Here is a 25,599-nt window from a genome sequence, read left to right on the forward strand (position 1 = left end):
TAAAGACGCAGGAAAGGTGGCTTCCGGCAATGACATGGCGCGTTGTCGTACAGGGACAAACCTACGAGACGAATCCCGAAGAACTCAAGCAGTGGGTTCGTGAAGGCCGGGTGCTTCCTACCGACCAGGTGTTTCAGCCGGGATTGGGGTGGAGTGCCGCCGCCCAAATCCCGGAGTTACAGGGCTGGTTTCCGCCGGGAGCCACGACTTTGCTCGCACCCGGAATGGAAGGCGGGATGTCCGCGTCGCCATACGCGGCCCCGTCCTACCCGCCGCCGGCGGCTGCGCCTTATGCGCCCCAGGCTGACCCTTACACCCCGGCCTACGGGCAGGTTGGCAGCTACGGCTACAGTCCGATGCTGGCCGCGATGCCAGCCAGCCCGGCCGGCCTTGGACAACGCTTTATCGGCAGTTTTGTGGACGGAGTGCTTTCTGTACTGTGCGCATTGCCAGGGATTTTTCTCTACATGAGTGCCATTGCGGCTGGTGCGCGTGAGGGGGCAGAAGTCCCTGCCGGCCAGGCCGCCGGCGGTTACATCCTGATCTACCTTGGGGTCATTGGATATGGTCTGCTCTGCGCCTACATGACGAGCACCAGCGGCGCATCGCCGGGCAAGAAAGTCGCCGGGACGGTCGTCCTGCGCGAAGATGGGCAATATCTCAGTTTTGGGATGGCCATCCTGCGCGAGGTCCTCAAAAACGTCTTCAGCAATATCTGCTTCCTGCTGAACCTGTGGCTGCTCTTCGATCCGGCGCGCCAGCAGCTCTATGACAAGGTCGTGCGGGCCAATGTGTATGCAAGATAGTCAATGGCCACACGCCGGTTTCGGAAGTGAGGGGCGCCACGGCACGCGGCAGAGGTCACTTGCCCGGTTCCGATGCCGTGCGCGAGGCTAGGGAGTTGGTTCGTCTTCCGGGCGGGAAGAACAGGCGGTTTCCGGGTGGGCTGCATCGAACTGCAGGGCGGCAATCTGCCGGGTTCGATACCATGTGCCAGCCGCGTCAGTTTCCGGCGGTTGGGGTTGCCGGTAGAGCTGGTCTTCGGTCGTGGCGGCAATGGCGGCGTCAAGCGCCAGCCGCAAATCCAGGACAGAGGCAAAGCGTTCGGCCGGGGCTTTGGCCAGTGCCTGTTGCACCACAGCCACAACCGCTTCGGACAGATGCGGGCGGTAGAGGTGAAGCGGTGGCGGCGGTGCGGCAATGTGGCGGGCCATGACGTACTGCGACGGGCCGACGAAGGGCGGCCGCCCGGCCAGCATGCGGTAGAGCACCGCTCCCAGGCTGTAAATGTCGCTGGCCGCCGTGAGTTCCTGCTCCCCACACTGCTCCGGGCTCATATACTCCGGCGTCCCAATCGCCACACTTTCACCTGAAATGTCGAAGTCCGCCCCCTGCCACGCGAGAAGAGGCTTGGCAATGCCGAAGTCAAGCAGTGTCGTGTGCTCGCTTCCGTCGGACTGGCGGCTGAGGAAGATGTTACCCGGTTTCAGATCGCGGTGCAGGATACCGGCTGCGTGCATGGCTGCCACGGCTTCGCAGACCGGGTCGAAAATCGCCTGAATCCGCGTCAACAGCATCTGCCCGATGTCATCGAGTTCATCCAGCAGCGTGCGCCCGTCGAGCCACTGCATGACGAAGTAGGCAATGCCGTAGGAGGTTTCACCCTGACTGTAGATTTCGATGATGTTGGGGTGCCGAATCCGGGACAGCAGAGCCATCTCCCGGCGAAAACGCAGCACGGCGTCGTGGTGCTTTCCGAACTCATGCTGGGAAATGGCCTTGATGGCCACCGGACGGTCATTTTGCAGGTCATAGCCCTTGTACACCGTCGCGCCGCTTCCCGTGTGAATGCGCGTCAACACCTGGTATTGGTCATCCAACGTAATGCCCACAAGGGTGCTGCCTGAAATCATGCTGGACGGCCTTTCAAAAGCTGGAGGCTGCCATCTCAGGCGACAGCCGCTTCCAGAATGTCCAGGGCGCCGGCTTCGAGCCGGGCGCGGACGCCAAAGGGCAGCGTCAGGTTGCCCACTTCACTATGCCCACTGCGCCAGCCATAGAGCGCCGGGACGCCCACCGGGCGGATGAGGTCATGGATGACTTCCGCCAGTTGATACCCCTGGTCGGGATGCTGCACGCAGTCACTCATTTCACCAAAGACAAACCCGGCCACCCGGTCAAGTTGTCCGGCCAGCCACAACTGCTGGAGCAGGCGGTCAATCTGGTAGGGCTTGGTGGCCGTGTCTTCCAGAAACAGGATAGCCCCCTCGGTGGCGAGTTGCCACGGCGTACCGACCAGCGCCGCCACGAGGGAAAGGCAGCCCCCCACCAGCCGGCCGGTGGCTGTCCCGCCGATGAGGGTTTCGACGTGAGGGGAAGTGAGTTTTCCAGCCGGTTGGGCGTTCATCACCAGCCGTTGAAAGCTGTCCCAGTCGTAGTGCGTTGGCCCGGCGGAAAAATCCTTGGCCACCATCGGGCCGTGAAATGTCACCAGATCGCAGGCGCGGTGCAGAAACAGATGCAGGGCGGTGAGATCGCTGTAGCCAACAAAGATTTTGGGCTGAGCGCGCAGCCGGGCGGCTTCGATGTGTGGCAGAAGGTGCATCGTGCCGTAGCCGCCACGCGCTGCCACGATGGCTTTGACTTCCGGGTTCGTCCACAGCGTGTGCAGTTCGTCCAGCCGCCGGCGCAGTGTGCCCGCCGTGTAACGTTCCTTTGCGCCAATGTCCGGGCGATGGATGACGCGGAAGCCAAGGCGCTCCAGTTCGCGGACACCGGCCGTCAGCCAGTCCATGCGGACGTTGCTGGCCGGCGCTATGACGCCAATCATGTCGCCGGGCTTCAGGGCTGGGGGCTTGACCATACATCGCTCCCGGTGGTGTCGCGCAGGACTTCAAGCAGCCGCGTCACGGCGCGCAGTTGTTGGGTGAGCGGCAGCCCGCCGGCTTCCAGATCGGGCGTCGGCGGGAGGTGGACAAAGCCAAACCGGCACGGAAGACGCCGTTGGCGCAGAGCGTACAGCCCGGCGTAAAACAGGTGGTTGCAGAGATAGGTTCCGGCGGAATACGAAATTTCAACCGGAAGTTCATCCGCGCGGAGCGCGGCTTCCATCGCACGAACAGGGAGCGCCGTCCACAGCGTCGGCGGCCCGTCGGGCACGACCGGCGTATCCCGCCGCATGTTTCCGGCGTTGTCAGCCACGGTGAAATCATCGAGGTTGACGGCCAGCCGTTCAAGGGCAATGGCGCGGCGTCCGGCGGCCAGCCCCAGTGCCAGTACGGCCGCCGGACGGGTTTCCTCCACAGCCTGCATCAGCCGCGCCACGCTTTCGTTGGCAACCACCGGCAGCACCAGACGCGACAGGTTCACACCGGCGGGAGGCGGTACAGTCAGAGCCACCGTCCGGGACGGATTGCCGGAAAAATGGGCAAACGGCTCGAAGCCTGTGACCAGAATGTGCATCACGACCGACATCCGCTCCCGGGCTACCACATTCTGCCGGCGGCCTGGACCGCCGGTTGGCGTTGCCGCTCCTGGGCATCCACGACGGCAATGGCTGCGAGGTTGACAATGTCCTTGACCTCGGCATTGTTGGGCAGGACATGCGCCGGATAGGCCAGTCCCATCAGGATCGGTCCCACGGCCTCAGCGCCGCCCAGCGTGGACAGCAGCTTGTAGGCAATGTTGGCCGATTGCAGGTCAGGGAAGACCAGCACCGTCGTGCGTTTTTCACCCAGCGCCGAAAAGGGATAGTCCCGCGCCAGTTGTTCCGGCGAGAGGGCGACATCGGCCATGACTTCTCCATCAATGACCAGCGTCGGTTGTTTCTGCCGCGCCAGTTCAACCGCCCGCCGTACCTTTTCGGTGAATGGATGACGCACACTGCCAAAGGTCGAAAACGACAGCATGGCCACCCGCGCTTCGATGCCGAACTGCTCGGCCGTGCGCGCGGCATGAATGGCAATGTCGGCCAGGTCTTCGGCCGTCGGTTCGATGTTGACCGTCGTATCGGCCAGAAAGTACGCCCGGTTTTTGGCCAGCACCAGATGGAGCCCCATGACGCGCCGGACGCCGGTTCCGGTTCCGAGTACGCGGAGCAACGGTTTGAGCCCTTCCGAGTAGGCGCTCGTCACGCCGGTCACCAGGGCATCGGCATCACCCATCCGCACCATCATGGCCCCGAAGTAGTTTGACCGCTTGAGCATTTGACGCGCGCCAATGAGCGTCAGACCCTTGCGTTGACGCAGCCGGTGCAGGGCCTGGGCGTAGTCCTCGAAACGCTCCGAACCCTTCGGCGTGACAACCTCCACGGTATCCAGAGCCAGCCGGAGGGTTTCGGCGCGGGCGCGGATGACCGCCGGATCACCGAGCAGGATAGGCTGGGCCATCCGGTCTTCAGCCAGCGCCGCCGCCGCGCGGATGATGCGGTCATCATCGCCTTCGGGAAAGACCACCCGCCGTGGTGCGCGCCGGGCCTTGGTAAACATGATGCGCAGGGTTTCCCGCGACTTGCCGAGCCGGCTGGCCAGCGTTTCGCGGTACTCATCCAGATCGAGGTGAATCCGCGCCACACCATCCCGCATGGCCGCTTCAGCCACCGCCGACGCGACCCAGATGAGCACCCGGTAGTCAAACGGTTTGGGAATGATGTAGTCGGGGCCGAAGACAAGGTGAGAAAGCCCGTAGGCTTTGGCCACCGTTTCCGGGACATCCTGCTTGGCCAGCGCCGCCAGGGCGCGGGCCGCAGCCAGCATCATGCCGTCGGTAATGGTCCGCGCCCGCACGTCGAGCGCGCCCCGGAAAATGAAGGGAAAACCAAGCACGTTGTTGACCTGATTGGGATAGTCGCTGCGCCCGGTGCCCATGATGCAGTCGGGGCGGGCCGCCTTGGCTTCCTCGTAGCTGATTTCGGGGTCCGGGTTGGCCATCGCCAGCACAATTGGACGTTCCGCCATGGTCTTGAGCATTTCCGGTGTCACCATGCCCTTGGCCGACAGCCCGATGAACACGTCGGCCCCGCGCAGGGCGTCGGCCAGCGTCCGGGCTTCGGTTTCCACGGCAAACTCGGCTTTGTGCTCGTTCATGCCTTCCGTGCGCCCACGGTGGATGACGCCTTTGGTGTCGCACATGAGGATGTTTTCCGGGCGGACGCCGAGTTTTTTGTACATCCGTGCGCACCCCATGGCGCTGGCGCCCGCGCCGGAGAAGACGATTCTGACGCTGTCGAGGGACTTGCCGACGAGTTCCAGCGCGTTGAGGATGGCGGCGCTGGAAATGATGGCCGTGCCGTGCTGGTCATCGTGAAAGACCGGAATATCGAGGATTTCACGCAGCCGTTGCTCGATGTAGAAGCACTCCGGGGCTTTGATGTCTTCGAGGTTGATGCCGCCGAAGGTGGGTTCAAGGATTTTGAGCGTCTGGATGAGTTCTTCGGGGTCTTCCGTCGCCAGTTCCAGGTCGAATACGTCTATGTCGGCAAAGCGTTTGAACAGCACACCTTTGCCTTCCATGACCGGCTTGCCGGCCAGGGGGCCGATGTTGCCCAGGCCAAGTACGGCCGTGCCGTTGGAAACAACGGCGACCAGATTGCCTTTGGCCGTGTAGGTGTACGCTGCGGCCGGGTCACGGGCGATTTCAAGGCACGGTTCCGCCACACCGGGCGAATAGGCCAGCGACAGATCGCGCTGCGTCAGACAGGGTTTGGTTGGGATGACCTCGATTTTGCCGCGCCGTCCCTGGGCATGGTAATCGAGTGCTGCTTGGCGCCGATTCATAAAACTACCTCAATCATACGAGAGACATTCACCTGACTCTAACGCAGGCGCGTCACTTCCGTACATTACCTTGTTGTTTTGCTTCAGCCGGGTTCAGTTCCCGGGCGGAGATTTTCAGGGGGCTGGGTCACGTCGCCAGCCAGCAGGCCACCTGGTGTCCTTCGCCAACATCGCGCAGGGGTGGCTCCCGGTGGCGGCACTCATCCACGGCAACGGGGCAACGCGGATGAAAGCGGCAGCCGGGCGGGGGCGCGAGCGGACTGGGTACATCTCCGGCCAGTGGTGCGCGGACTTTGCGCCGGGACGGGTCAGGAATGGGGATGCTTTCCAGCAGTGCCTGGGTGTAGGGATGACGCGGTTGGGTAAACAGGCGGCGCGTCGGGGCCACTTCGACCAGTTTTCCAAGGTACATCGTGCCCACCCGCGTGCAGAAATGCTCCACAACGGCCAGCCCGTGGGAAATGAACAGGTAGGTCAGCCCAAACTGTTCCCGCAGGTCGGCCAGCAGGTTGATGATCTGGGCCTGAACGGAGACATCCAGGGCGGAAACCGGTTCGTCAGCCACGATGAACTTGGGCCGGAGCGCCAGCGCCCGCGCAATGCTGATACGTTGGCGCTGGCCGCCGGAAAACTCATGTGGATACCGGCTGGCGTAGTCGGGATCGAGTCCGACGACGCGCAGCAGCTCGCCTACCTGCTCCCGGCGGGACTGGGCATTGCCGATGCCGTGAATGACGAGCGGTTCGGCAATGGCTTCGCCAATCCGCATCCGGGGATTGAGCGAGGCGTAGGGGTCCTGAAAGACGATTTGCATGTCACGCCGTACCCGACGCAGCTCGGCCGGGGAAAGCCGCCGGAGGTCGCGGCCGTCAAACACAATGCTTCCACCGGACGGCTCGACGAGCCGCAGGATGGTGCGGCCGATGGTGGTTTTGCCGCAGCCGGACTCGCCGACCAGACCAAACGTTTCACCGGGCAGGAGACTGAAGCTCACCCCGTCCACGGCTTTGACAAGGCCACCGGCGACCGGAAAGTGCTTGACGAGGTGCTCCACCTGGAGCAGGTGGTGATCCATGGAATGCCTGGCAATGCAGTGGAAGGTTATGTCCGCGGGACTTTCACCAAAGTCAGGACATGCGTCAAGAGCCGGTGGCTGCGGGCATAGATGCCCGGACATTCACTTTCGCGCGGGCCGGCGATGTTGAGCCGAACGGGTTGCCATTGCGCAATCCAGGCAAGAATGATGTCTGCGGCTTCGGACAGTTGAAGCATCACCAGGGCGCAGGGCTTGCGCCAGCGCACCGTACAGTCAAGGGTCAACCGTGTGCCGCCCAACAACTCATCTTCGAGCAGGATCAGGGTGGCATCGCTGTCGCGTACGTTCCATTCCGTTCGCTGGGCCGGGTTCGTATCCGGGGTTTCAAGCAGTGGATAGTCCGGCGCAAGCGGTCCGTCTTCGGCCCAGCGCCCGTGGGGGCACCACCCGGCACATTCGAGTCCGACCTGGCGGGCTGCATCCAGTGCGGCCCGATCCACTCCGGTTTGCCCACCCGAAACAATCACCATTGACGTCATCGCTGTGCCAAATCTCTGTACCGGTCCCGGTCAGCTTGTCAGGCGGCGGTAGATGCCGGGCAGCTTCTCCGGGAGGCTGAGGACATCATCAATGACCGTATAGCCTACGTCGCCATAGAGTTCCTTGAGTTCCTGGTCGGCGTCCCGCTCGATGGTGATGCAGAACGGCGTGATGCCGGACTGCCGGGCGCTGCGCAGCGCCTGCTTGCTGTCTTCGCGGGCATAGCGGGCGTCGCCGTAGTCATGGTCGTAGGGCCGGCCGTCCGAAAGCAGGATGAGCAGTTTGGTGCGGGCCTGGTGTCCGGTCAGTTTGCAGACGGCATGCCGGACGGCAGCGCCCAGACGGGTGTTGTTCTGGTAGTTGATGCCGCCGATCCGTTCCTCGATCTGGGCGCTGTAGCGTTCTTCAAATTCCTTGATGACATAGAAGCGGACGTTGCGGCGGCCCTCGCTCGTAAAGCCATAGATGGCATAGCTGTCGCCGACGGCTTCGAGGGCTTCGTTCATGATGACCAGCCCTTCCTTCTCGATGTCAATGATGCGTTGTCCCGGCCGCGTGTAGGGCATTTTGGGGTGGCGCGTCAGCGTGCGTGCCGTCGAACTTGACATGTCGAGCAGAAACGCCACGGCGACATTGCGGTGGCGGCGCAGGTGCTTGATGTAGATGCGTTCGTTCCCGGAGAGGTCCGCCCGCCGGTCGAGCTGGCGGTCAATCACGGCATCCAGATCGAACATTTCCCCGTCCAGTTCACCCGTGACCCGGCGGAGAGCTTCCGGTTTCATGAGCTGGAACTGGTGGCGGATTGAGGAAATGAGTCCCTGGTGGCGGGCGCGCGTCAGTTCGACGAAGGTTCGTGTGCCAGCGGTGGGCCGGCGCTCAATCACCCGGCACCAGTTGACGCGGTAATCCCCCAGTTCGCGGTCCCACTCATCGTAGAGAAACGCCTGCCCGTCAGCTTCCGGCATCCGGTCATCGGTCAGACCCTCCCGTAAAAGCTGGGCGGTGAGGTCGTGCAGGGAGGACGTGTGTTCCTGGCTCCACGTCTCGAAACTTTGACCGGGTTGGGGTGGGGAAGATGACGCCTGCGGGGTGGGCGGAGTGGGAACCTCGGTCGCTCCAGCTTCACCCGGCGCGTCGTCAGGCTGCTGGACGGCCTCGTTGACGGCCACTTCGGTTGCATCGGAGGGCTGTACCTGTTCGATAAGGTCGTAAATGCGCTGGGTGGCCAGCAGGGTATCGGTCAGCGCTGCCGTCGGATGGTCGAGGTAGGTGGTGATGATCTCTTCAAGGGCCGTGACGATATGCGGAAGCTGTTGCCGGGTGACGGCATCCACGCCGCCGCACAGGGCGAGCCGAAACAGGATTTCCGTCCACTGGTGCTCCGGCGGGAGTTGCAGGACATCCGGGCGGGTGTCCCGCAGCCGGGCCGCAATGAAATCCAGGTCACGGCGAATCCCCCGGTAGGCGCGCCGCAGGCGACGGTCAATCCGCGCGTTTTCAAGCACCGTGAACAGGCGCGTGGCGGTTGCCTGGTCGGGAAAGTGCCGCAGCAGCGTGCGATAGGTGACGGCCTCCCGTCCCGTCGGCCGCTGGCCTGTGGGAAAAGCGCTTTGGAAATCCTGCCGCAGCGCGATGAGTTCCGGGGTGTCGGCGGCATGGGTGCCGTACTCAATCTGTCCGGCCCCGTGAGCCGCCAGGACCTTGTAGAGCCGGAAATTCGATTCTTCATCCGCGAAGTCACTGACCCGACCGGGCAACGGAATGGTGCGCCCGTCGCCAATCACGGCCTGCTCGGCGGCGCTCGAAAGCGGGACGATGGTCACGGTGCGTCCGGTGAGACCTTCGACATACAGCCGCAGGATGGCGGAGACGGCATCGAGCGCCACACCGTCCTGTCCACCCTTGAGCGCCTCCCGGCTCGCGCGGGATTGCAAGCCATAGTAAGCCTGGATGGCGCGTCCGTCCGGGTGGCGGGCCAGTCCGGCCAGCGCCCAGTCGCGGAAACGTTCAATGTTGGTCTGGCGCAGCGCCAGCGGGGCTGACTTGAAGCACTCCAGGGCTGCCGTACGGTCCACCCGATCCAGTTCGGCCACGGTTTCACACAGCAACCGGAGTGCGGCGGTAAGGTCAGGGCCCGACCGCGAGGCAGCCAGCGTCTGCATCACCTCCGGCGTCAGCTTCAGGAACTGATAGCTGTTCGTATTTCCCTGGGCGCACATCGTGAGCGCCAGCCGCCGCCAGGGTTCATAGCCCTGGTGGCCCGTCTGCTGGACAACCGCCGTGGCGGCGCGCAGGTAGTACAGCGCCAGGCTGCCCCCGCGTTCCAGAAAGGCCTGTGTGTGTTCAAGCAGCGCGTTCAGATGGCCATGCGTGCGTTGGGTGAGGAAGTCGGGGATGGCCAGAAAAAACTCGGCCGCCGTGCCGCCGGCGCGGTAGGCAAAGGCGGCGGTCATTTCGACGAGGCGGTTGAGCAACGCCTGGTCAGGACTGTCAAAAGTGCGGACGTGCGTCACCACAACCGGCGACTGGCGCAGCAGGTCCTGGCTGTGCCGCACCGAGTGGCGTGCCACTTCGTTCACAATGGAGAGCAGGCGCGGAAGTACCGGCGTGCCGTCAATCCGGGAAACAACCGAGGGAAACATCTGGAACGTTTCCACGGCTGTGCGGGTGGACATCGTTGCCTGGCGCGTCGTCAGGACAATGGCGCTCAGGCGGTGAGCCGAAGGCAGCGCCTCGAAGACCTGGGGACTGGCCCGGAAGAACTGGTAGGCGGCTTCGACGTTGGTGGCCGCGAGGCGTTTTCCGCACTCACCCCACGCCTGAAGCTCAAACGACGTGAGCTGTGTGGCAACTTCGGGCGTGACCCGGAAAAACTCCAGCGCCGTCCGGGGCGACAGGCTGGCCAGTCCCGCCCCGATGCTGGTGAGAAACAGCAGGCGTTCGGTTGGAATCCCGGCCAGGCGCGGAACCATCTGCTCGGCTTCAGCAGCGTCACTCCCTTTGAACAACTGGCGGAGTCTGGCTCTGAGTTGGGATTCGGCCATGACCTTGGTCTCCGGGAATCAATCAATTGGTGGCGGACGGTTGGCTGTCGGGTGGGAATTCACGGCCGGGGGCAGCGGGCAGAGCCGCGACAATCGACTGAAACCGCTTCTCGAACGCCTGCCGGTTGCGATTGGTGTGACCGGCGAGGCTGATGCGTACGTGGCCGTCCGGCAGCGGCTCCAGGTATAGCCACAGTCGCTGGTGCGCGAAGAAAAACACTAGCCAGAGCGCCACGATGAGCATCGCCGAGCCGAGATAGACGGCGGCCACGCCGGGATCATACTGCACCTGGAGGATATGGCCGCTGGAAACCTTCTCGAAGTCGGTCATGACAAGCCGCATGTCACCGACTTCCGTTTTGGCCTTGAGAAACGGGGCATTGCCGATGGTTTCGAGGGCTTCGGCCGGAAACGCATAGAGCTGACGCGGATTGTCGCCAAGAACATCGAGAATGGCGACCGGACGCCGGTATTCGCCGCTGGCGCTCCCCAGGCGTCCGCCCTGGAAGGTGACATCAGGAATGAAATCCGCCAGCCGGACGCGCCCCAGTCCGGGAATATCGGTTGGCTCACGCCCAATGAGATAGGCCGTGCCGGTCGGACTTCCCGCCGGACGAAGTTCGATGTTGACGGTCCGGGCGCTGCCGAAGTTGTCAAAACTGGCCTGGAAAAAACGATAGCCGCGGTAGTCGAAGGGATGGTTGAGGTGAATGTGGGCCGGGACCTCAACCCCGCGTTGCTCATCCCGGATGATGGCGCGGGTGTGCCAGTCGAGCGTATTGGGCGCGCTGAGGTCAGGTTTGCGCGGGTCGAGCAGGTTTTGTTCGATGTCCGTGCACACCAGCGTGAAGGGCATCGCAAATTCCTGAGCCGGCTCATCCGGCGCGCCGAAACTGACGAAGGTGTTGGCCGACTGCCCGGGCACCATCCGCACCGTGCCCTTGTGGCCAAACAGCCCGCCCACCAGCGCACCGCCAAAGATGGTGAGCAGGGCCGCGTGGACGGCATACGCCGTGAGGCGGTTCCACGCATGGGCTTCGGTCAGAATGGTTGTGCTGCCATCCCGTGGGTTGACCGTCTCCACCACCCGGTACACGGCGCTGATGGGCAGCCACCGGTGGGCAAGCGGGCGCAGTTCCTGCGCGGCCCGCGCCTTGAGCGCCTGGACGGCGGTTTCGGCCTCCATCACATAAGCCACATGCTGAAATGGCTGGCGACTGACGAATGCCTGGTTGATTTTCACGACCGGCTTGCGCACGTAGCGCCAGGCCGCCGGAAAGTAGTCAATCGAAGCCAGCACGATGTTGAGGCTGACGGTCAGCAGCAGCAGGTTGAACCAGCGGGTGTGGTAAATGTCGAGCAGACCGAGAAACTCATACAGTTCCCGTTCGGCTGGCAGCAGGCTGGCATAATACTCCGTAAAACCGCTGGTCCCTTTCTGGATGATGACGGTGCCCAGCACTGAAGCGACAATCAACACGGCCAACAGAAAAACCCCAACCTTGACCGAACTCAGAAAGCGAAGCGTGGCATCGAGCATCCGTTCGGCCTGCGACTTGCGTGGCCGGGCGGGTTTGGGGGACGGCGGCGGCGTGGGGCGATCCGCGTGGAGGGCATCAGTGTCCGTGGCCGGACTCGGTGTTTCGACTGAAAGCGCCATGGATGAGGTTACGAGCCTGATGGAAAATTGCCTCGCCAATGGGGAGCGGCGAGGGCGCAGCCTGACGGGTGAAGTATTGGCGCAGCCGGGGACAGGGTCAAGGTAACTGTGCGCCCGCAAACGTAGTGTGTCGGTATCCCGGCCGTCGTTTCGGATGTGGCGCCTGATCTGGCGCGGCTAGGCAGGGAACCCACGGCTTGCTATGATGGGACGCACTTTCGGCAGACTCCACCAAACCATGCTAATGCCATACGACGGTTGTCGGTCCTGGCGCAAGCCAATGGCGTGACCGTCGAGACATCGAGGAGAACGTAGTTCATGAGCAGACACTTTGTGCTGCGTCGTCCGGTGCGTGCTACTGAGCGGGGGGAAGGGCAGGGCCAGCTCATTGCCGTCGTCACGATTGTGGCCATCATCGGCTTCATCATTTTCAAAACCTTGCCTGTGTATTGGCGCGAGCAGAACGTCAGGAATGAACTCACGGACATGGCGCGCAAGTATGCCATTGGCGCCAAAGGCTTTGCGACGGAGAAGGAACTCGAAGGCCAGTGGCTGAAAATCAGCAATGAGTTCAACGTTCCCCAGGAAGCCAAGTTTACGGCCGACCGGCAGGGGGGGAAGGTCATTCTCAAAGTGCAGTACACCGAACCCATCAACTACTTGGTGTACACGTACGATTGGGAAGTCAACGCCGAAGCCTCGGATTCCATCGGGCGGTACTAAGTGGGCTGATGCTACTTGATTACATAGGTGACAGCCTCTGCTTTGGCCGCGAACCGCAGTGTTGCCTGCGGGACTTCGTTGCCGGGCGCACAGAGCCTTGTTACCTCTACGACCTGCGCCATTTCACTGAACGTTACCGATGCTTCCGGTCGGCCTTTGCCGGCCTGCCGCATACCATCCACTATGCCGTCAAGGCCAATGCCCATCCGGTTTTTCTGCGCCGGGTCGTGGAGCTGGGCGGCGGGGCGGATGTCGTTTCCGGCGGTGAACTGCAACGCGCTCTTGATTCCGGTGTGCCGCCGGAGCGGGTCATTTTCTCCGGGGTCGGGAAGTCGCATGCCGAACTGCGGCTGGCGCTGCTCTCCGGCATCAAACAGATCAACGTCGAGTCGGTCGGTGAGATGCGCCGGATCCTTGACTTGGCGGAAGCCCTGGGCCGACCGGCCCGCATTGCCTTTCGCTTCAATCCGTCGGTGGATGCTGAAACCCACCCGTACATTGCAACCGGTTTTCGGAGTCACAAGTTCGGAATAGACGCCGAAGCGGTCATGACGTGTCTGGCACTGGCACGGCAGTCCGCCCGGTGGGTGCAGGTGGTGGGCGTCTCGCTGCACATCGGGTCGCAGATTGTGGACGTGGAAAACTTCGCCGAAGCCCTGCGCAACACCCGCCCGTTGGTGGCGGCGCTGCGCGAGCAGGGCTTTGCGCTCTCCACCTTTGATGTGGGGGGCGGTTTTGGCATCCACTACGACACCGGCGATGAAGCCCGTGAGCTGGAAAACTTTGCGCACTATGCTGAAATCATCCGGCAGGGCGTGCAGGGACTGGCCGAGGAAATTCTCTTTGAACCGGGAAGGTTTCTCGTGGCGCGCTGTGGGGTGCTGCTGGCCCGGGTCGAGTACGTCAAAACGACGCCCTACAAGACCTTTGTCATCGTCAACACCGGGATGCACCACCTGATCCGTCCGGCGCTGTACCAGGCCCGCCACCGGATTCTGCCGGTTGTACGGCGGGCCGGTTCCGGTCGGACGGTGGATGTGGTGGGTCCGCTTTGTGAGTCGTCAGACTTTCTGGCCCAGGGGATCGAACTCCCGGAGGTGCGCGAGGGTGACTGGCTGGCCATTGCCGATGCCGGAGCCTACGCCCGCAGCATGGCCAGCGAATACAACCTGCATCCCTTTCCTGATGAAGAATTCATCGTAGAATGAACCGGTTGGGGAATAGCGGCCGTCTGTTCCCCGAACAAGCTTGACCGAGTGGGGGATTCATCGAGCATGGTTCATTCATCCCGGCGTCATGGTGTGGCCTGGCTCGCTGCCGTCGTCATGCTGCTGACGGCAGCGTGGTCATCTTCTGTGGCCCAGAGTGGGCGCAAACGGGAGACTGCGCCGCGCCAGTACGAGCCGGCCAAACCCCAATCCCCACCGCCTTCCGAGACTCAGGAACCGCCTGCCACGCCCTCCCGTCCACGGGTGGTCGGCCAGCCGGACGCGCCCCGGAACAACGACTCCGAACCGGATGACACCGGCGAGGACACCCTGCGAATCCAAACCCAACTTGTGACTGTCCCCTTTGCCGTGGTGGACAAGCGCAACCGGTACATCAATGACCTGACGGCTCAGGACGTACAGGTGCTGGAAAACGGCAAGCCGCAGGAAATTTTCTCCTTCACCCGCGAGCATGATCTGCCGCTGACCTTTGCCCTGGTTTTTGACATCAGTGGCAGCCAGCAGTACAGCATTGCCGAGCAGCGCATGGCGGCCAAAACCTTTTTGCGCCAGACGATCCGCCCTGAAAAAGACCTCGCCGGAGTGGTGACATTCCGGCGCGACATCGAAGTGCGCCAGAAGCTCACCAGCAACCTGACGGCGCTTGAACGGGCGGTTGACGATGTCCGGTTTGAATCCGGGGGCTATGTGTATGGCGGTACGCCGCCGCTGGACCCGTCCATCACCGGCACGAGCCTGTACGATGCGGTCTATGTTATCTCCAGCGAGATGTTGCCCCGCGAAGCCGGGCGGCGTGTCATCATCCTGCTGACCGACGGGGAGGACACGACGAGCCGCTACAAACTCAACGATGCCATTGACATGGCCCTGCGTTCCGACGTGCAGGTGTATGCCGTGGGGATTCCGGGCGGGGTGCCCAATGGCTTCGGCGGCGTCACCATCACCGGCATTGACCGTCGAACGCTGGAACGCCTGTGTGAGGCCACCGGCGGACGGGCGTTTTTCCCGCGCAGCCCGGCAGACTACGTGACGGCCTTTCAGCAGATCGAGGCGGATTTGCGGCAGCAGTACATTTTGACCTACATCCCGTCGGATACGACCCGCGACGGGAGTTTCCGGGCCATTGCCATCAAAATCCTGCGCTCCGGCGAAGCCAAAGACTGGCGCATCTTTACACGCAAGGGCTACTACGCCAGGTAGCGAAGCCTTTTCTGTCCAGATCAAGCTCCGGCCAGATCACTTCCGGCTGACGGCAGAGCTTCAGTTGCGGATGACGGTACGGATTGAGCCGCTGTCCCGGATGATGAGCGGCGTACGGTAGGGAAGCCGACGAATGACGTTTGGTGCCGTGGGCAGGCGGGGCGGCAGATCAACGACCAGCTCCACCGGCGGCCACGTCTGAACGTTCACCTCGGTGATTTCAACCGTGGTGAAGTCCGGGTGGGTGAACCGGACACGGTACACGCCTTCCGGGATGCCCACGTGTGCGCCACGCCCGTTGCGGTCGGTTTCAAATGTCAGCGCCGTTTCCGAAGGGCGCTGACGCAGCTCCACTTTGACACCGGCCACCGGGCGGGACTCCGGTTTCGGGCGGCCTTCCGCCCGGACGGTCACGTAGAGCCGTCCGCAGCACCGGGACGCACCGGCCGCCACCGGCGAAGGAACCGGCGAAGGACGGCCCGATGCCGGCCCCCAGCTCCAGAGCAGCAACCAGAGCGCGAGAAAGCACGTGCTTCGCTGGAAGGCGTACAGTAGCATTGCCCGCCAAGACTGCCGGGACGCACGTCCCGGCCATTTCCTGCCAGTGTTGTTGATGATGTCCATCCTGCAAGCCATTCTTCTTGGTATCGTCCAAGGGCTGACCGAGTTCTTGCCCATCAGCAGTACCGCCCATCTGATTCTCGTCAGCAAGCTGCTTCAGCTTGACCAGAAGCTGACGCCGGAACAGTTGACCGGTTTTGTTGCTTTCATCCAGTTGGGCACCGTCCTGTCCCTGATTGTCTATTTCTTCCCGGATTTGTGGAGCATTGCCCGTGGTTTTCTGACCGACAACCTGGCCTGGCTGCAAGGGCGGAGGGAGTTGGGTGAACCGGCCCGACTGGGATGGCTGATTGTCATCGGGTCCTTTCCGGTCATCGTGTTCGGGTTCGGATTCAGGAAAATCATCGAGGGGGTGCTGACGAAAAACCTGTACGTCATTGCCGGGGCGCTGGTCGGTCTGGCGGTGTTTCTGGTCGTGGCCGAACTTGTGGGGTCACGTCGCCTCAAGCTGGCTGACCTCACCTGGTGGCATGCCCTGCTCATTGGATGCGGGCAGGCGCTGGCGCTCATTCCGGGTGCTTCGCGTTCCGGCACCACCATCACTGCCGGCCTGCTGCTGGGGCTTGACCGCGCCACTGCCGCCCGCTTTTCCTTTCTGCTGTGCGTCCCGGCCCTGACCGGCGCGGGGCTGTTGCAGTTCGTCCGGGAGGTCAAGGACTTCGATCCGACGATGCTGCTGGCGACGGTCATTGCCACCGTTGTATCCGGCATCACCGGGTATGCCGCCATTGCCTTCCTGCTCTACTTTCTCAAGACCCACAGCATGCTGGTTTTTGTAGCCTATCGGCTCATGTTGGGCGGACTGCTGTTCTTTCTGCTGTCCACCCAGCGGATAGCGCCGGTTTGATCACTCCCGGTTGCCTGGTGAGCCGTAAAGCCGGCGGTAGTGGGCGGCATTGCGCGTGACGCCCTGGACATACAGCCGGGTTTCGGTAATCGGGATGGCATCAATCCAGACATCGAGATCATCGGTGGGCAGCGTCTTGAGCCAGTTGACGACCCGGCCCGGCCCGGCGTTGTAGGCTGCAAAGGCGTATTCGTAGCGCCCGAACTGGCGTCGCATGTCGGCGAGGTAGCTGGTGCCCAGCACGATGTTGAGCTTGGGATTGTAGAGCTGGTCGGCCGTAACGGGGCCGGCGCCTTTTTTGTTGGCCACAAGCCGTCCGGTCGAAGGAAGCAGTTGCATCAGACCGATGGCGTTGGCGCGTGAGCGGGCGTTGGCGTCAAAGACCGACTCCTGGCGGATGAGGCCGGCGACGATGAAGGGGTCGAGTCCATTGGCTTTGGCTTCCTGCTGGATGGTTTCCCACTCGCGCAGCGGAAAGAAGATTTCCCATTCTTCGCGGCTGATTTCGTCGCCCTGGTAGGCGAGATACTCCGGGTGGGCGCGCTGCAACGCCTGCACGGCACGGTTGGGTTGGCCGAGGTCGCGGTACACGCGCGCCATTTCGAGCGCGACTTTGGGTGACGTGGGCGCCGTCTGACGCGCTGCTTCCATTTCTTCGAGGGCCAGGTCCATCAGTCCGATGATCCGAAGCTGGGAGGCGCGTTCCAGCCAGGCTTCGCCTTCGCTCCCAATGGTTTCCGGGAGCGGACGGGCTGGCGGCAAGCCGGCAACGGCCCGCATGACGGGATGCTGCGCCGGAAGTTGCGCGGCCGGGATGGAACGCAGGGCCGCCAGACGACTGGCCGCCTGCTGTCCGTAGTAGCCATAGCGATACCGCCGGACAATGGCTTCATAAAGCGGCTTGGCTTCGGCGTTGCGTCCGGTGCGCTCCAGGTTGCGTGCTGCCCAGTAGGCCGCCATGCCCTTGTAATCCGAGGCCGGAAACAGCGCCACATGGTCAAGCAGAAGCGGAAGTGCTGCTGCATAGGAGCCTTGCTGGTGGAGTGTCCACGCCCGCCGGAAGTGCCACCGCTGGCCGGCTTTCCGCTCAGGATACTGCCGGATGAGGCGCTCGTAGTAACTTTCACCACCCCGCTTTTCGGCCCACTGGGCAAGGTTTTCAAGCGCCTCGCCGGCGCGTGGGGAAGTGGGATACAGCGTCAGCAGCCGCTCCACCGTGGACGGATAGCTGGTGCTGCCGCTCCGCCGCTGGACTTCGGAAAGGTAAAACAACGCTTCGGCATGGCGCGGTTTGTCCTGATTGCTGACGGCCGCAAGCTGGGTCGCCGCCGGAGCGAATTTCTGGGCAAAGTAGAGGCTGATGCCGTACCGCAGGCGGGCTTCATCACTTTGGAGTGCAGTTGGGTCAAGCGTCGCCAGTTGGGTGAAGTCTTCGGCAGCGGCCGTGTATTGCCTGGCTTCATAGAGCCGGTTGGCGCGTCGGCGCAGTCCGTCGGCGTCTGTGACACGCACCGCGGCAGCCGCCGTCGCCGGATCAGGGAACAATGCCTGCCGGGCATTTTGGACTTCGTCCTGGGTCAGGCTGTCCGGCGCTTCGGTGATGATGCGCCGCCAGGTGCGCTGGGCGTCTTCCAGACGGCCGGCCGTGTGGTATGCCAAGGTCAGAATGGCCAGGGCATTGCCATCGCCTTTGTCAAGCAGAGGTTGGAGCACCTGCTCGACACCTGGCACATCCCGCCGAACCGCCGCCGCCCGCCCGGACTGGAGCGTGGCCGCACGGGCCAGAAGGGATTGCGGGTAGCGTCGGCCGACCTGGGCCAGCGTTGCCTGTGCCGCCTGGAACTGGCCGCTGTCGAACTGCGCCCTGCCGAGGTAATACAACCCATAGTCACCCAGACGGCTGAACTCGCCGATCAGCGGTGTGTCGAGCAAACTGGCCGCCGTGGCGTAGTTGCGCCGCTGGTAGTTGTCATAACCCCGGCGGAAGCGGGCCAGAGCGGCCGCCTCGGAGTCCGGGTAACGGCGCTCAAAGCTGGCGAGGAGTCCGTCGGGTGGCTGATTGCCGGCGCGCGCCACCGCCTGACGAAGTTCCGTGAGTGGGGCTGTGCGTTCCTGGGGCGTGGCGGCGTGCAGACAATACCGCAGGGTGAAACTGCCGCCGAGGGCGAGTGCGGCCACCATCACGAATCCGCCGACGCCGATTCTGAGCGGCATTGGCCGCAACCAGGTGTGCCAACGTGACCGGAGCCGTGAGAACAATGCTTTCATGGCAGGGATTCCAGCTTGGAAAAAAATGGACGAGCCGGTTGCTCGTCCATTTTTAGAGACGGGTATGGTGGGTGGCGTGGCTTTATTCCGGCTGCACCAGAACCGGACCGGGACAATCCGCCCCAAGTCGGGAGGCATCGCCTTCCGCCAGTGAAGAAACGAGTTCGTCGTAGAAGTAATCGAACTTTGCCGCCACGATGGGATTGACCCGCTTGTCATACATCTGGCGCGAGCGGTCAATGTCTTCTTTCAGCCGGTCATACAGGTCGCGGTTGATGCGTCCTTCCGTGACCTTGGCCTCGTTGTAGAGCTTGATTTCCGAAACGAGCAGCCGGGCAAAGCGCCGCGCATCGTTGTGGGCCTTGGCTTCTTCGTCGGTCGTGGGTTTTGGGGGGGCAACCGGCGCGGCAACGGAGACCGGAGGCGGTGGCGGGGAAGCCGGGGCAGGTTCGCGTGGTGAAAGTGGAGCGACGGTGAAGACTCCGTTGCCAGGCGGTGGTGTGCCACTTTCAACTGTGGTGGGGTCAAAGATGGGTGGCGGTTGAACTGCGGGCAGTGGTTCGGGAGAGGGCTGTGGCCAGGGGGATGTGGAAGGCGGCGCTGTCTCTCCGAACTGGACGACTGGTGCGGGAGCCGGCTCAGGAATCGTCGGGCCGGGCGCGACGTAGGGCGGGATTGGCTCCGGTTTGAACTCTGGTTCCTGTGGTTCCGGGCTGGTTTCAGCCGTCACGGCAACCATTTCAGGCACCGTTGCCGGCGCCGCACTGTCTGGCTGGGCGTCTCCGGCAAGGTGTCCATCGGGTTGGGGGGAAACCTGGGGCGTGGAGTCGTACTCCGTCCCTATGGAAACTTCCGGCCCGGCTGGCGTTATGGCACCATCCCCGGCCTCTGCCTGGACAGCACTGGTTTCAGCCGGTTCGGCTTGGTAGGTGGTTTCCGGGGTTTCAGTCGGGGGGGCTTCGGCCGCGCTTTCCTGGGGGGCACCGGTCTCATCAGCCGCCTCAGTAGGGGGCGCAGTAGCCGGATACTCCTGTGGTTCGCTGACCGTCGCGGGCGGCGGGACGCTTTCGGTCGTGACCGGTGGCGGGGCCATGGTCTGGGTTGCCCGATCCGCAACCGGAACCGTGGTGGTCGCCAGCCGACTGCGGGCATTGAGCAGTTCGACGGTCAACCCGGCAACATTGGTCAGAATCTGCAGCGGTGGAATGGCAATCCGCTCTGCCGGCTGATCGCCGGAGTCGGCGTAGAGCACGGCGGCCACCTTACCGCGAACCAGCAGCGGAATACCAGCCAGGGCTTCGGGCGCCTGCCCGATACGGTCGAGCAGGATTTGGTTTTCCGGGTAGGCGTAGGGGCTGTCCAGCACCGCCATCTGCTGTTCCAGCGCCGCAAACAGGGTCGTCTGCGCCTCAAGCGGGATGGTCAGCCCACGGAGGGAGACGCCGGCCGTTTCAAACCCACGCTCCGTCCAGGCAACGATATTGCCGGACTTGACGACAAACAGTGCCACCCGTGGCGCATACTCCATGGCGCGTGCGATGAGCAGGTTGAGCACCTCGGCCTGGGTGGACTGGCTCTGAATCTCGATGAGGTAGTAATACAACGCCTGGAGGTCAACCGTCGGTGGTGGCGCCGGCGCCGCCGGTGGTGGTGCGGAGACTTCCTCCACCGGCGGGGGGGCTTCCTCTTCAGAGACCGGAACCGGCGTCGTCAGTGACGTTGGCGGCGGTGGGACCGACAGTGCGGCGAGGTGCGCCACCGCGCGTTCGGCAAAGTCGGCAATGGACGGTTCCTGGCTGACCGCCGCCAGTCGCGCTGCCGACTGCGAGAGCAACTGTGTAAAGGACTGTTCAACCTGGTGGTGCATCCGGGCCAGTTCAGCTTCCATCTTGCCCAGTTCGGCACGGACAATCGCTTCGACTTCGGCGCGCCAACTTGCCTTTAGGTGTTCGTGTGACACGGGTTCCTCTCCACTCGATGAGATACGTGATGCCGGTGGAACTCAGCCTGGCATCCCAGGTTCCAGTTGGTCACTCCCATGCCCAACCTGATGACACCGGTCACCCGGAAGGTGGGAGGGTGGGTGGAATGGCCAGGGGCAGATGAATCGTAAATGTCGTCCCCTGTCCAAGCGTGCTCTGGCAGATGATGTCACCGTCGTGACCTTCGATGATGCGCCGGCAGATGCCGAGTCCCAGTCCGGTGCCTTCACTGCCTTTGGTCGTGAAAAACGGCTCCCAGATGCGTTGCAGGTGTTCGGGAGCGATGCCACAGCCGGTATCCGATACGGTGATTCTGGCACTTCCATCGGCTTCGTCAACCAGTATGGTGAGTTCTCCGGGCTTCCCCTGCATGGCCTGGGCGCCGTTGCGGAGCAGATTGAGCAGCACCTGCATCAGCTTGTCCCGATTGAGTTTGACATAGGGGTTCGCGGTGGTCTGGAGCTTGGTGCGGCAGATTTTCACCAGCGGGTCATAGCGCGCAAAGTTGAGCGCCTCCTCCACAATCGGCACCAGCGGCTGCACCGTTCTTTCGTATTGCTTGCTGTCCGGGCGGGCAAAGTCCCGAATCTCGTTGACCATCGCCACCATGCGCTGCTGGGCGTTGAGGATGAGCTGAATGAGCTGGCGCTGGCGCTGGTCTTCCGTGTCACTCATCAGAATTTCAGCCGCCGTCAGGGCCGAAAGCTGGTTTTTGAGTTCGTGGGCAATGCCGCTGGCAAACTGTCCGAGCGTGGCCAGTTTTTCCTGGTTGATGAGGCGTTCCTGGGTGGCGCGCAGTTCTTCGATGAGGTGGAGATTGCCCAGGACAAACCCCGCCTGCTGGGTCAGAGCCAGGAAGTATTCCAGTTCCTCGTCGCTGAACTGGGTGTTCGCCAGCAGGTTATCCACATAGCACACCCCCCACACGTGCCTGGTCGAGGCAATCGGCGCACACATCACGGAGTGAATGGCCTGCTGGACAATGCTCGACGTTGTTTCAAAGCGGCTGTCAGCCGAGGCATCAAAGCTCCGAATGGCGACGTTCTGCTCAAAGGACTGCATCGCAATGGTGAGGCTCGGCTGAACATCCAACACCCCTGACCGGCTTTGTACGGCGCGCTTTTCAAGCGTACCGGTGGCGGAGTCCCACAGCAGGACAACCCCCCGTTCCGCCGGCAGGGTCTCCATGGCGGCATCGAGCAGGCATTCAAGCAGGCTCTGGATACTGCCGGCCGCCAGCATTTTGCGGCTGAACTCATTGAGTGCCTTGAGCCGGTTGAGGGTGAAATCCGTGATGTTTTCGGCGCTGTCCAGCAGCGCCGTATTCAGAAACCGGGAGCGGGGGCTGGCAATGACGGTGGTCAACCGGTCGGTCGTGCGCTGCTCGTCATCAGTACGGGTTACACCCTCGCTGTCGGGCGAAATCGCCTGGATTTCAAAAAGAAAGGTGACAGGCTGGACATCCCCAAGCTGAAACTGATCGCCTGAGCGAAGGACATGGGTTGTGATCCGTTCGCCGTTGACGATCACGCCACCGGTGCTGTTGTTGTCACGGAGAAGAAATTCTCCGTCCTGATACATGATTTCGGCGTGTCGCCGGGACACATAGGAGTTGTTGATCTGGAGATCGTTGGTTCGCAGGCGGCCGATGCTGAAGACCGGACGGTTGATCCGCACCGTGCGCTGAAGCCCCTGGCTGTCAAGGTAGCTCAGTGTGGCGTAACTGGTGATGGAAACGTCCGACATGGCGACCAAAAAACCGTCTGCTGAGGTGTCTCTGCAACGACAAGTCGTGGTGGGTTTGAGTCTTCTCAAGACTGTACCAAAACTGTAACACAGGTCACGGATGGCTATCCATGCCCTTCACAGTGCGGCCGTCAGTCCGAAAGCGATGGCTGCCCCAGGTCAGGATTCCGTCAGGGGCGGCCGCACCTGGCTCGTCCGGCGCCGCCGGCGCACCGGCGTCACCTCTTCGGCATCAGTCATGGGCGCCAGCCGCCGCCGAATCGAGCGCAGGGCCTTGTGCAGCGAAAACCGGGGCCTGAAGCCGAAGGTTTCCCGAAACCGGCTGCCGTCAATGACGCAGGGAAACATCAGAAAGTCGTACTGCGGCGTCGGGAAGGGCAGCAGCCCAACGGCCCAGCCCAGCTTCATCAATGGCGCGGCCATCTGGTAGATGACCGGAACCGCGATGCCACCGGCTTCCCGGACGGCCACCGAGAGCGGAATCTCTCCCGGCCCCGTGACGTTGTACACCCCACCCTGTTTTTGCTCCAGGACGAGCAGCAGCGCCTGCACCATGTCGCGTTCGTCAATGACCTGAATCATCGGATCGTAGCCCAGAGGCAGTGGCACCACGCCAAACCGCAGGTAGGTCGTGAGAAAGTTCTGGACGTGCGGCCCCACGATATGACACGGACGCAGCAGGGTGGTGGTGGTTTCCCGCGCCTGGTACATCCACGACCGGCAATAGGTGTCGAACTCGACCTTGTCGCCGATGTCGGCATACCGCTGGATCGCCTTGAGCGGATAGTCTTCGGTCAGAAAGGTGGGATTCGTCGGATCGGCGCCATAGACATCGGCGCTGCTGAGCAGAATGACCTGGGGAACAGCCTGCCGTTCACAACAGGCCAGAAGCCGCATCGTGGCAATGACGTTGACCGTGTGCCGGACAGACATCGGCAGGCGGACATCGTTGGCGACGGCCAGGTGGATGACCGCATCAAAACGCTCGTTGCGAAACAGGTTTTCCAGAGCTTTTTTGCGGATGTCGAGCTGGCGATAGGTGATGTCGCGGCGAATGGGCAGTTGGGGCGGCCGCCGTCCGATACCGACAACCTCCCATTCCGGTGGGATGGACGAGGCGAGCTGTGTGGCCAGCCCACCCGCGATACCGGTAATCAACAGCCGCTTGCGGTCACGCGCAGAAGTGGTTTTTTTGCCCATAGCACGGGTTGAGCAACGGCCTAAGCCGTGAGTCACGCCCGGCTCCCGGACCCGAAACCGGGGCCGGGAGCCTTGCCTCAGCGCCTTACTCGGTCATCTTTTTGGCGTTTTCGATGGCGTCCTCGATGGCGCCGCACATGTAAAAAGCCTGCTCCGGCAGGTCATCGTGCTTGCCTTCCAGAATGGCCTTGAAGCTCCGAATGGTGTCCGCCACCTTGACGTACTTGCCCTTGCGCCCGGTGAATTGCTCCGCCACGTGGAAGGGCTGCGAGAGAAACTTCTGGATTTTGCGGGCGCGTGCCACGGTCAGCTTGTCTTCTTCAGACAACTCATCAATGCCCAGAATGGCGATGATGTCCTGAAGTTCCTTGTAGCGTTGCAGCGTCCGCTTGACGCCTTCGGCGACTTCGTAGTGTTCCTGCCCGACAATCTGGGGATCGAGGATGCGGGAGGTCGAATCAAGCGGGTCCACCGCCGGGAAGATGCCCAACTCCGCAATCTGGCGGGAAAGCACTGTCTTGGCGTCGAGGTGGGCAAAGGTCGTGGCCGGGGCCGGGTCGGTCAGGTCATCAGCCGGAACGTAAATCGCCTGCACAGAGGTAATCGAGCCGGTCTTGGTTGAGGTAATCCGTTCCTGCATTTCACCCATTTCGGTGGCCAGCGTCGGCTGGTAGCCGACGGCCGAAGGCATCCGTCCGAGCAGGGCGGATACTTCTGAACCGGCCTGGGTGAAACGGAAGACGTTGTCCACAAAAAACAGCACGTCCTGATTCATCTCGTCGCGGAAGTATTCGGCAACCGACAGCCCCGAAAGCGCCACCCGCGCCCGCGCACCCGGTGGTTCGGTCATCTGGCCATAGACCAGGGCAATTTTGGACTCTTCAAGGTTGTCCATGCGGATGACGCCGCCTTCCTGCATTTCCACCCACAAGTCGTTGCCTTCGCGGGTCCGTTCGCCGACGCCGGCAAACACCGAGTAACCGCCGTGCCCCATCGCCACGTTGTTGATGAGTTCCATGATGGTCACGGTCTTGCCCACCCCCGCCCCGCCGAAGAGGCCGATCTTGCCGCCCTTGAGAAAGGGCTGGATGAGGTCAATGACCTTGATGCCGGTTTCAAGCATTTCGGCTTCGGTGGACTGTTGCTCAAAAGACGGCGCCGGGCGGTGAATGGGATAGCGTTTTTCACATTTGACCGGCCCCAGTTCGTCCACCGGCTCGCCCAGAACGTTCATCACCCGTCCCAGCGTTCCTTTTCCGACCGGCACCGTGATTTGTGTGCCGAGGTCATAGACTTTCATCCCCCGCACCATGCCTTCAGTGGGCAGCATGGCCACGGTTCGTACCAGCCCGTCACCCATGTGCCGCTGGACTTCGACAACGACATCAATTGGCTGGGGAACATCAAACCCCTCGCTGGTCACGCGCAGGGCCTGGTACATCGGTGGCAGATAACCGTCGCCAAACGCTACATCAACGACGGGGCCAATGACTTGAACGACTTTTCCCGTAATCGGGCTGCGAGCAGGTGCGCTCATGGTAGTGATGATTCCTCCACATCAGTCAGTCCTTGCCAACCAGGCTGACCGGATCGGTTTTCAAAATTTGTCCGGGACGCTACCACAGGCCGGATTCCCTTGACCACCACGGTTGGGAAAGGTGAAACCTGGATTGTCATGGGTTGCAATCTACAGCATCTTGGCACAAGCTGGCCGTAACGCGGGAATGTG

Annotated in this window: 19 protein-coding genes; 5 read left to right on the forward strand and 14 right to left on the reverse strand. The window is 62.6% G+C overall.

Translation table 11 applies throughout. The features are described from left to right. Positions 1 to 29: 29 nt before the first annotated feature. A complete protein-coding gene (locus tag J8C05_RS05465; RefSeq protein WP_211423144.1) occupies positions 30 to 806 on the forward strand; it encodes an RDD family protein in 777 nt (258 codons plus the stop codon). A gap of 87 nt (positions 807 to 893) precedes the next feature. Here the strand turns inward: J8C05_RS05465 and J8C05_RS05470 are convergent, their stop codons facing one another. The 8 genes from J8C05_RS05470 to resB form a co-directional block, all read right to left on the reverse strand. Further along, a complete protein-coding gene (locus J8C05_RS05470) occupies positions 894 to 1,913 on the reverse strand; it encodes a serine/threonine-protein kinase (RefSeq protein ID WP_211423145.1) in 1,020 nt (339 codons plus the stop codon). A 35-nt stretch (positions 1,914 to 1,948) separates the two neighbouring features. Next, complete coding sequence (locus J8C05_RS05475) at positions 1,949 to 2,863, reverse strand: S66 peptidase family protein (protein WP_211423146.1); 915 nt, start codon at positions 2,861 to 2,863, stop codon at positions 1,949 to 1,951. Beyond that, positions 2,842 to 3,462, reverse strand: coding sequence for a pyroglutamyl-peptidase I (locus tag J8C05_RS05480; protein ID WP_246840761.1), 621 nt, complete (start codon positions 3,460 to 3,462; stop codon positions 2,842 to 2,844). The genes J8C05_RS05475 and J8C05_RS05480 overlap by 22 nt, the downstream gene beginning before the upstream one ends. Before the next feature lie 23 nt (positions 3,463 to 3,485). Beyond that, entirely contained in the window at positions 3,486 to 5,774 is a 2,289-nt protein-coding gene (locus J8C05_RS05485; RefSeq protein ID WP_211423148.1) for an NADP-dependent malic enzyme, read from the reverse strand. 127 nt (positions 5,775 to 5,901) lie between these two features. Further along, positions 5,902 to 6,849, reverse strand: coding sequence for an ABC transporter ATP-binding protein (locus J8C05_RS05490; protein ID WP_211423149.1), 948 nt, complete (start codon positions 6,847 to 6,849; stop codon positions 5,902 to 5,904). A gap of 26 nt (positions 6,850 to 6,875) precedes the next feature. Further along, positions 6,876 to 7,349: a putative molybdenum carrier protein gene (locus tag J8C05_RS05495; protein ID WP_211423150.1), complete on the reverse strand. Its 474-nt coding sequence runs from the start codon at positions 7,347 to 7,349 to the stop codon at positions 6,876 to 6,878. Between the two features lie 30 nt (positions 7,350 to 7,379). Next, on the reverse strand, positions 7,380 to 10,394 hold the full coding sequence (locus J8C05_RS05500; protein ID WP_211423151.1) for a nitric oxide reductase activation protein NorD: 3,015 nt from the start codon (positions 10,392 to 10,394) through the stop codon (positions 7,380 to 7,382). A 22-nt stretch (positions 10,395 to 10,416) separates the two neighbouring features. Beyond that, on the reverse strand, positions 10,417 to 12,054 hold the full coding sequence (gene resB, locus J8C05_RS05505; protein WP_211423152.1) for a cytochrome c biogenesis protein ResB: 1,638 nt from the start codon (positions 12,052 to 12,054) through the stop codon (positions 10,417 to 10,419). Positions 12,055 to 12,372: 318 nt separating this feature from the next. Here resB and J8C05_RS05510 point away from each other — a divergent pair, with 318 nt between their 5' ends. From J8C05_RS05510 to J8C05_RS05520, 3 genes are all read left to right on the forward strand, one after another. Then, positions 12,373 to 12,777: a hypothetical protein gene (locus tag J8C05_RS05510; protein ID WP_211423153.1), complete on the forward strand. Its 405-nt coding sequence runs from the start codon at positions 12,373 to 12,375 to the stop codon at positions 12,775 to 12,777. 8 nt (positions 12,778 to 12,785) lie between these two features. After that, positions 12,786 to 13,985, forward strand: coding sequence for a diaminopimelate decarboxylase (lysA, locus tag J8C05_RS05515; protein ID WP_211423154.1), 1,200 nt, complete (start codon positions 12,786 to 12,788; stop codon positions 13,983 to 13,985). 66 nt (positions 13,986 to 14,051) lie between these two features. Continuing rightward, a complete protein-coding gene (locus J8C05_RS05520) occupies positions 14,052 to 15,206 on the forward strand; it encodes a VWA domain-containing protein (protein WP_211423155.1) in 1,155 nt (384 codons plus the stop codon). 60 nt (positions 15,207 to 15,266) lie between these two features. Here the strand turns inward: J8C05_RS05520 and J8C05_RS05525 are convergent, their stop codons facing one another. Next, positions 15,267 to 15,764 (reverse strand): carboxypeptidase-like regulatory domain-containing protein, encoded by a 498-nt coding sequence (locus J8C05_RS05525; protein ID WP_211421296.1) that lies wholly within the window; start codon positions 15,762 to 15,764, stop codon positions 15,267 to 15,269. A 55-nt stretch (positions 15,765 to 15,819) separates the two neighbouring features. Here J8C05_RS05525 and uppP point away from each other — a divergent pair, with 55 nt between their 5' ends. Next, entirely contained in the window at positions 15,820 to 16,674 is an 855-nt protein-coding gene (uppP, locus tag J8C05_RS05530) for an undecaprenyl-diphosphatase UppP (protein WP_211421297.1), read from the forward strand. Here uppP and J8C05_RS05535 read toward each other — a convergent pair whose 3' ends face one another. The 5 genes from J8C05_RS05535 to atpD form a co-directional block, all read right to left on the reverse strand. After that, positions 16,675 to 18,888 carry a transglycosylase SLT domain-containing protein gene (locus J8C05_RS05535; RefSeq protein WP_211421298.1) on the reverse strand — a complete coding sequence of 738 codons (2,214 nt, stop codon included), beginning with the start codon at positions 18,886 to 18,888 and terminating at the stop codon, positions 16,675 to 16,677. A gap of 136 nt (positions 18,889 to 19,024) precedes the next feature. Further along, positions 19,025 to 20,902 (reverse strand): GAF domain-containing protein, encoded by a 1,878-nt coding sequence (locus tag J8C05_RS05540; protein WP_211421299.1) that lies wholly within the window; start codon positions 20,900 to 20,902, stop codon positions 19,025 to 19,027. Positions 20,903 to 21,002: 100 nt separating this feature from the next. After that, complete coding sequence (locus J8C05_RS05545) at positions 21,003 to 22,670, reverse strand: ATP-binding protein (protein ID WP_211421300.1); 1,668 nt, start codon at positions 22,668 to 22,670, stop codon at positions 21,003 to 21,005. Positions 22,671 to 22,829: 159 nt separating this feature from the next. Further along, a complete protein-coding gene (locus tag J8C05_RS05550; protein WP_211421301.1) occupies positions 22,830 to 23,870 on the reverse strand; it encodes an NAD-dependent epimerase/dehydratase family protein in 1,041 nt (346 codons plus the stop codon). 85 nt (positions 23,871 to 23,955) lie between these two features. Further along, positions 23,956 to 25,407: a F0F1 ATP synthase subunit beta gene (atpD, locus tag J8C05_RS05555; protein WP_211421302.1), complete on the reverse strand. Its 1,452-nt coding sequence runs from the start codon at positions 25,405 to 25,407 to the stop codon at positions 23,956 to 23,958. Between the last annotated feature and the right edge of the window lie 192 nt (positions 25,408 to 25,599).

Origin of the sequence: Chloracidobacterium sp. N (genome assembly GCF_018304765.1) — a bacterium.
GTDB lineage: Bacteria > Acidobacteriota > Blastocatellia > Chloracidobacteriales > Chloracidobacteriaceae > Chloracidobacterium > Chloracidobacterium aggregatum.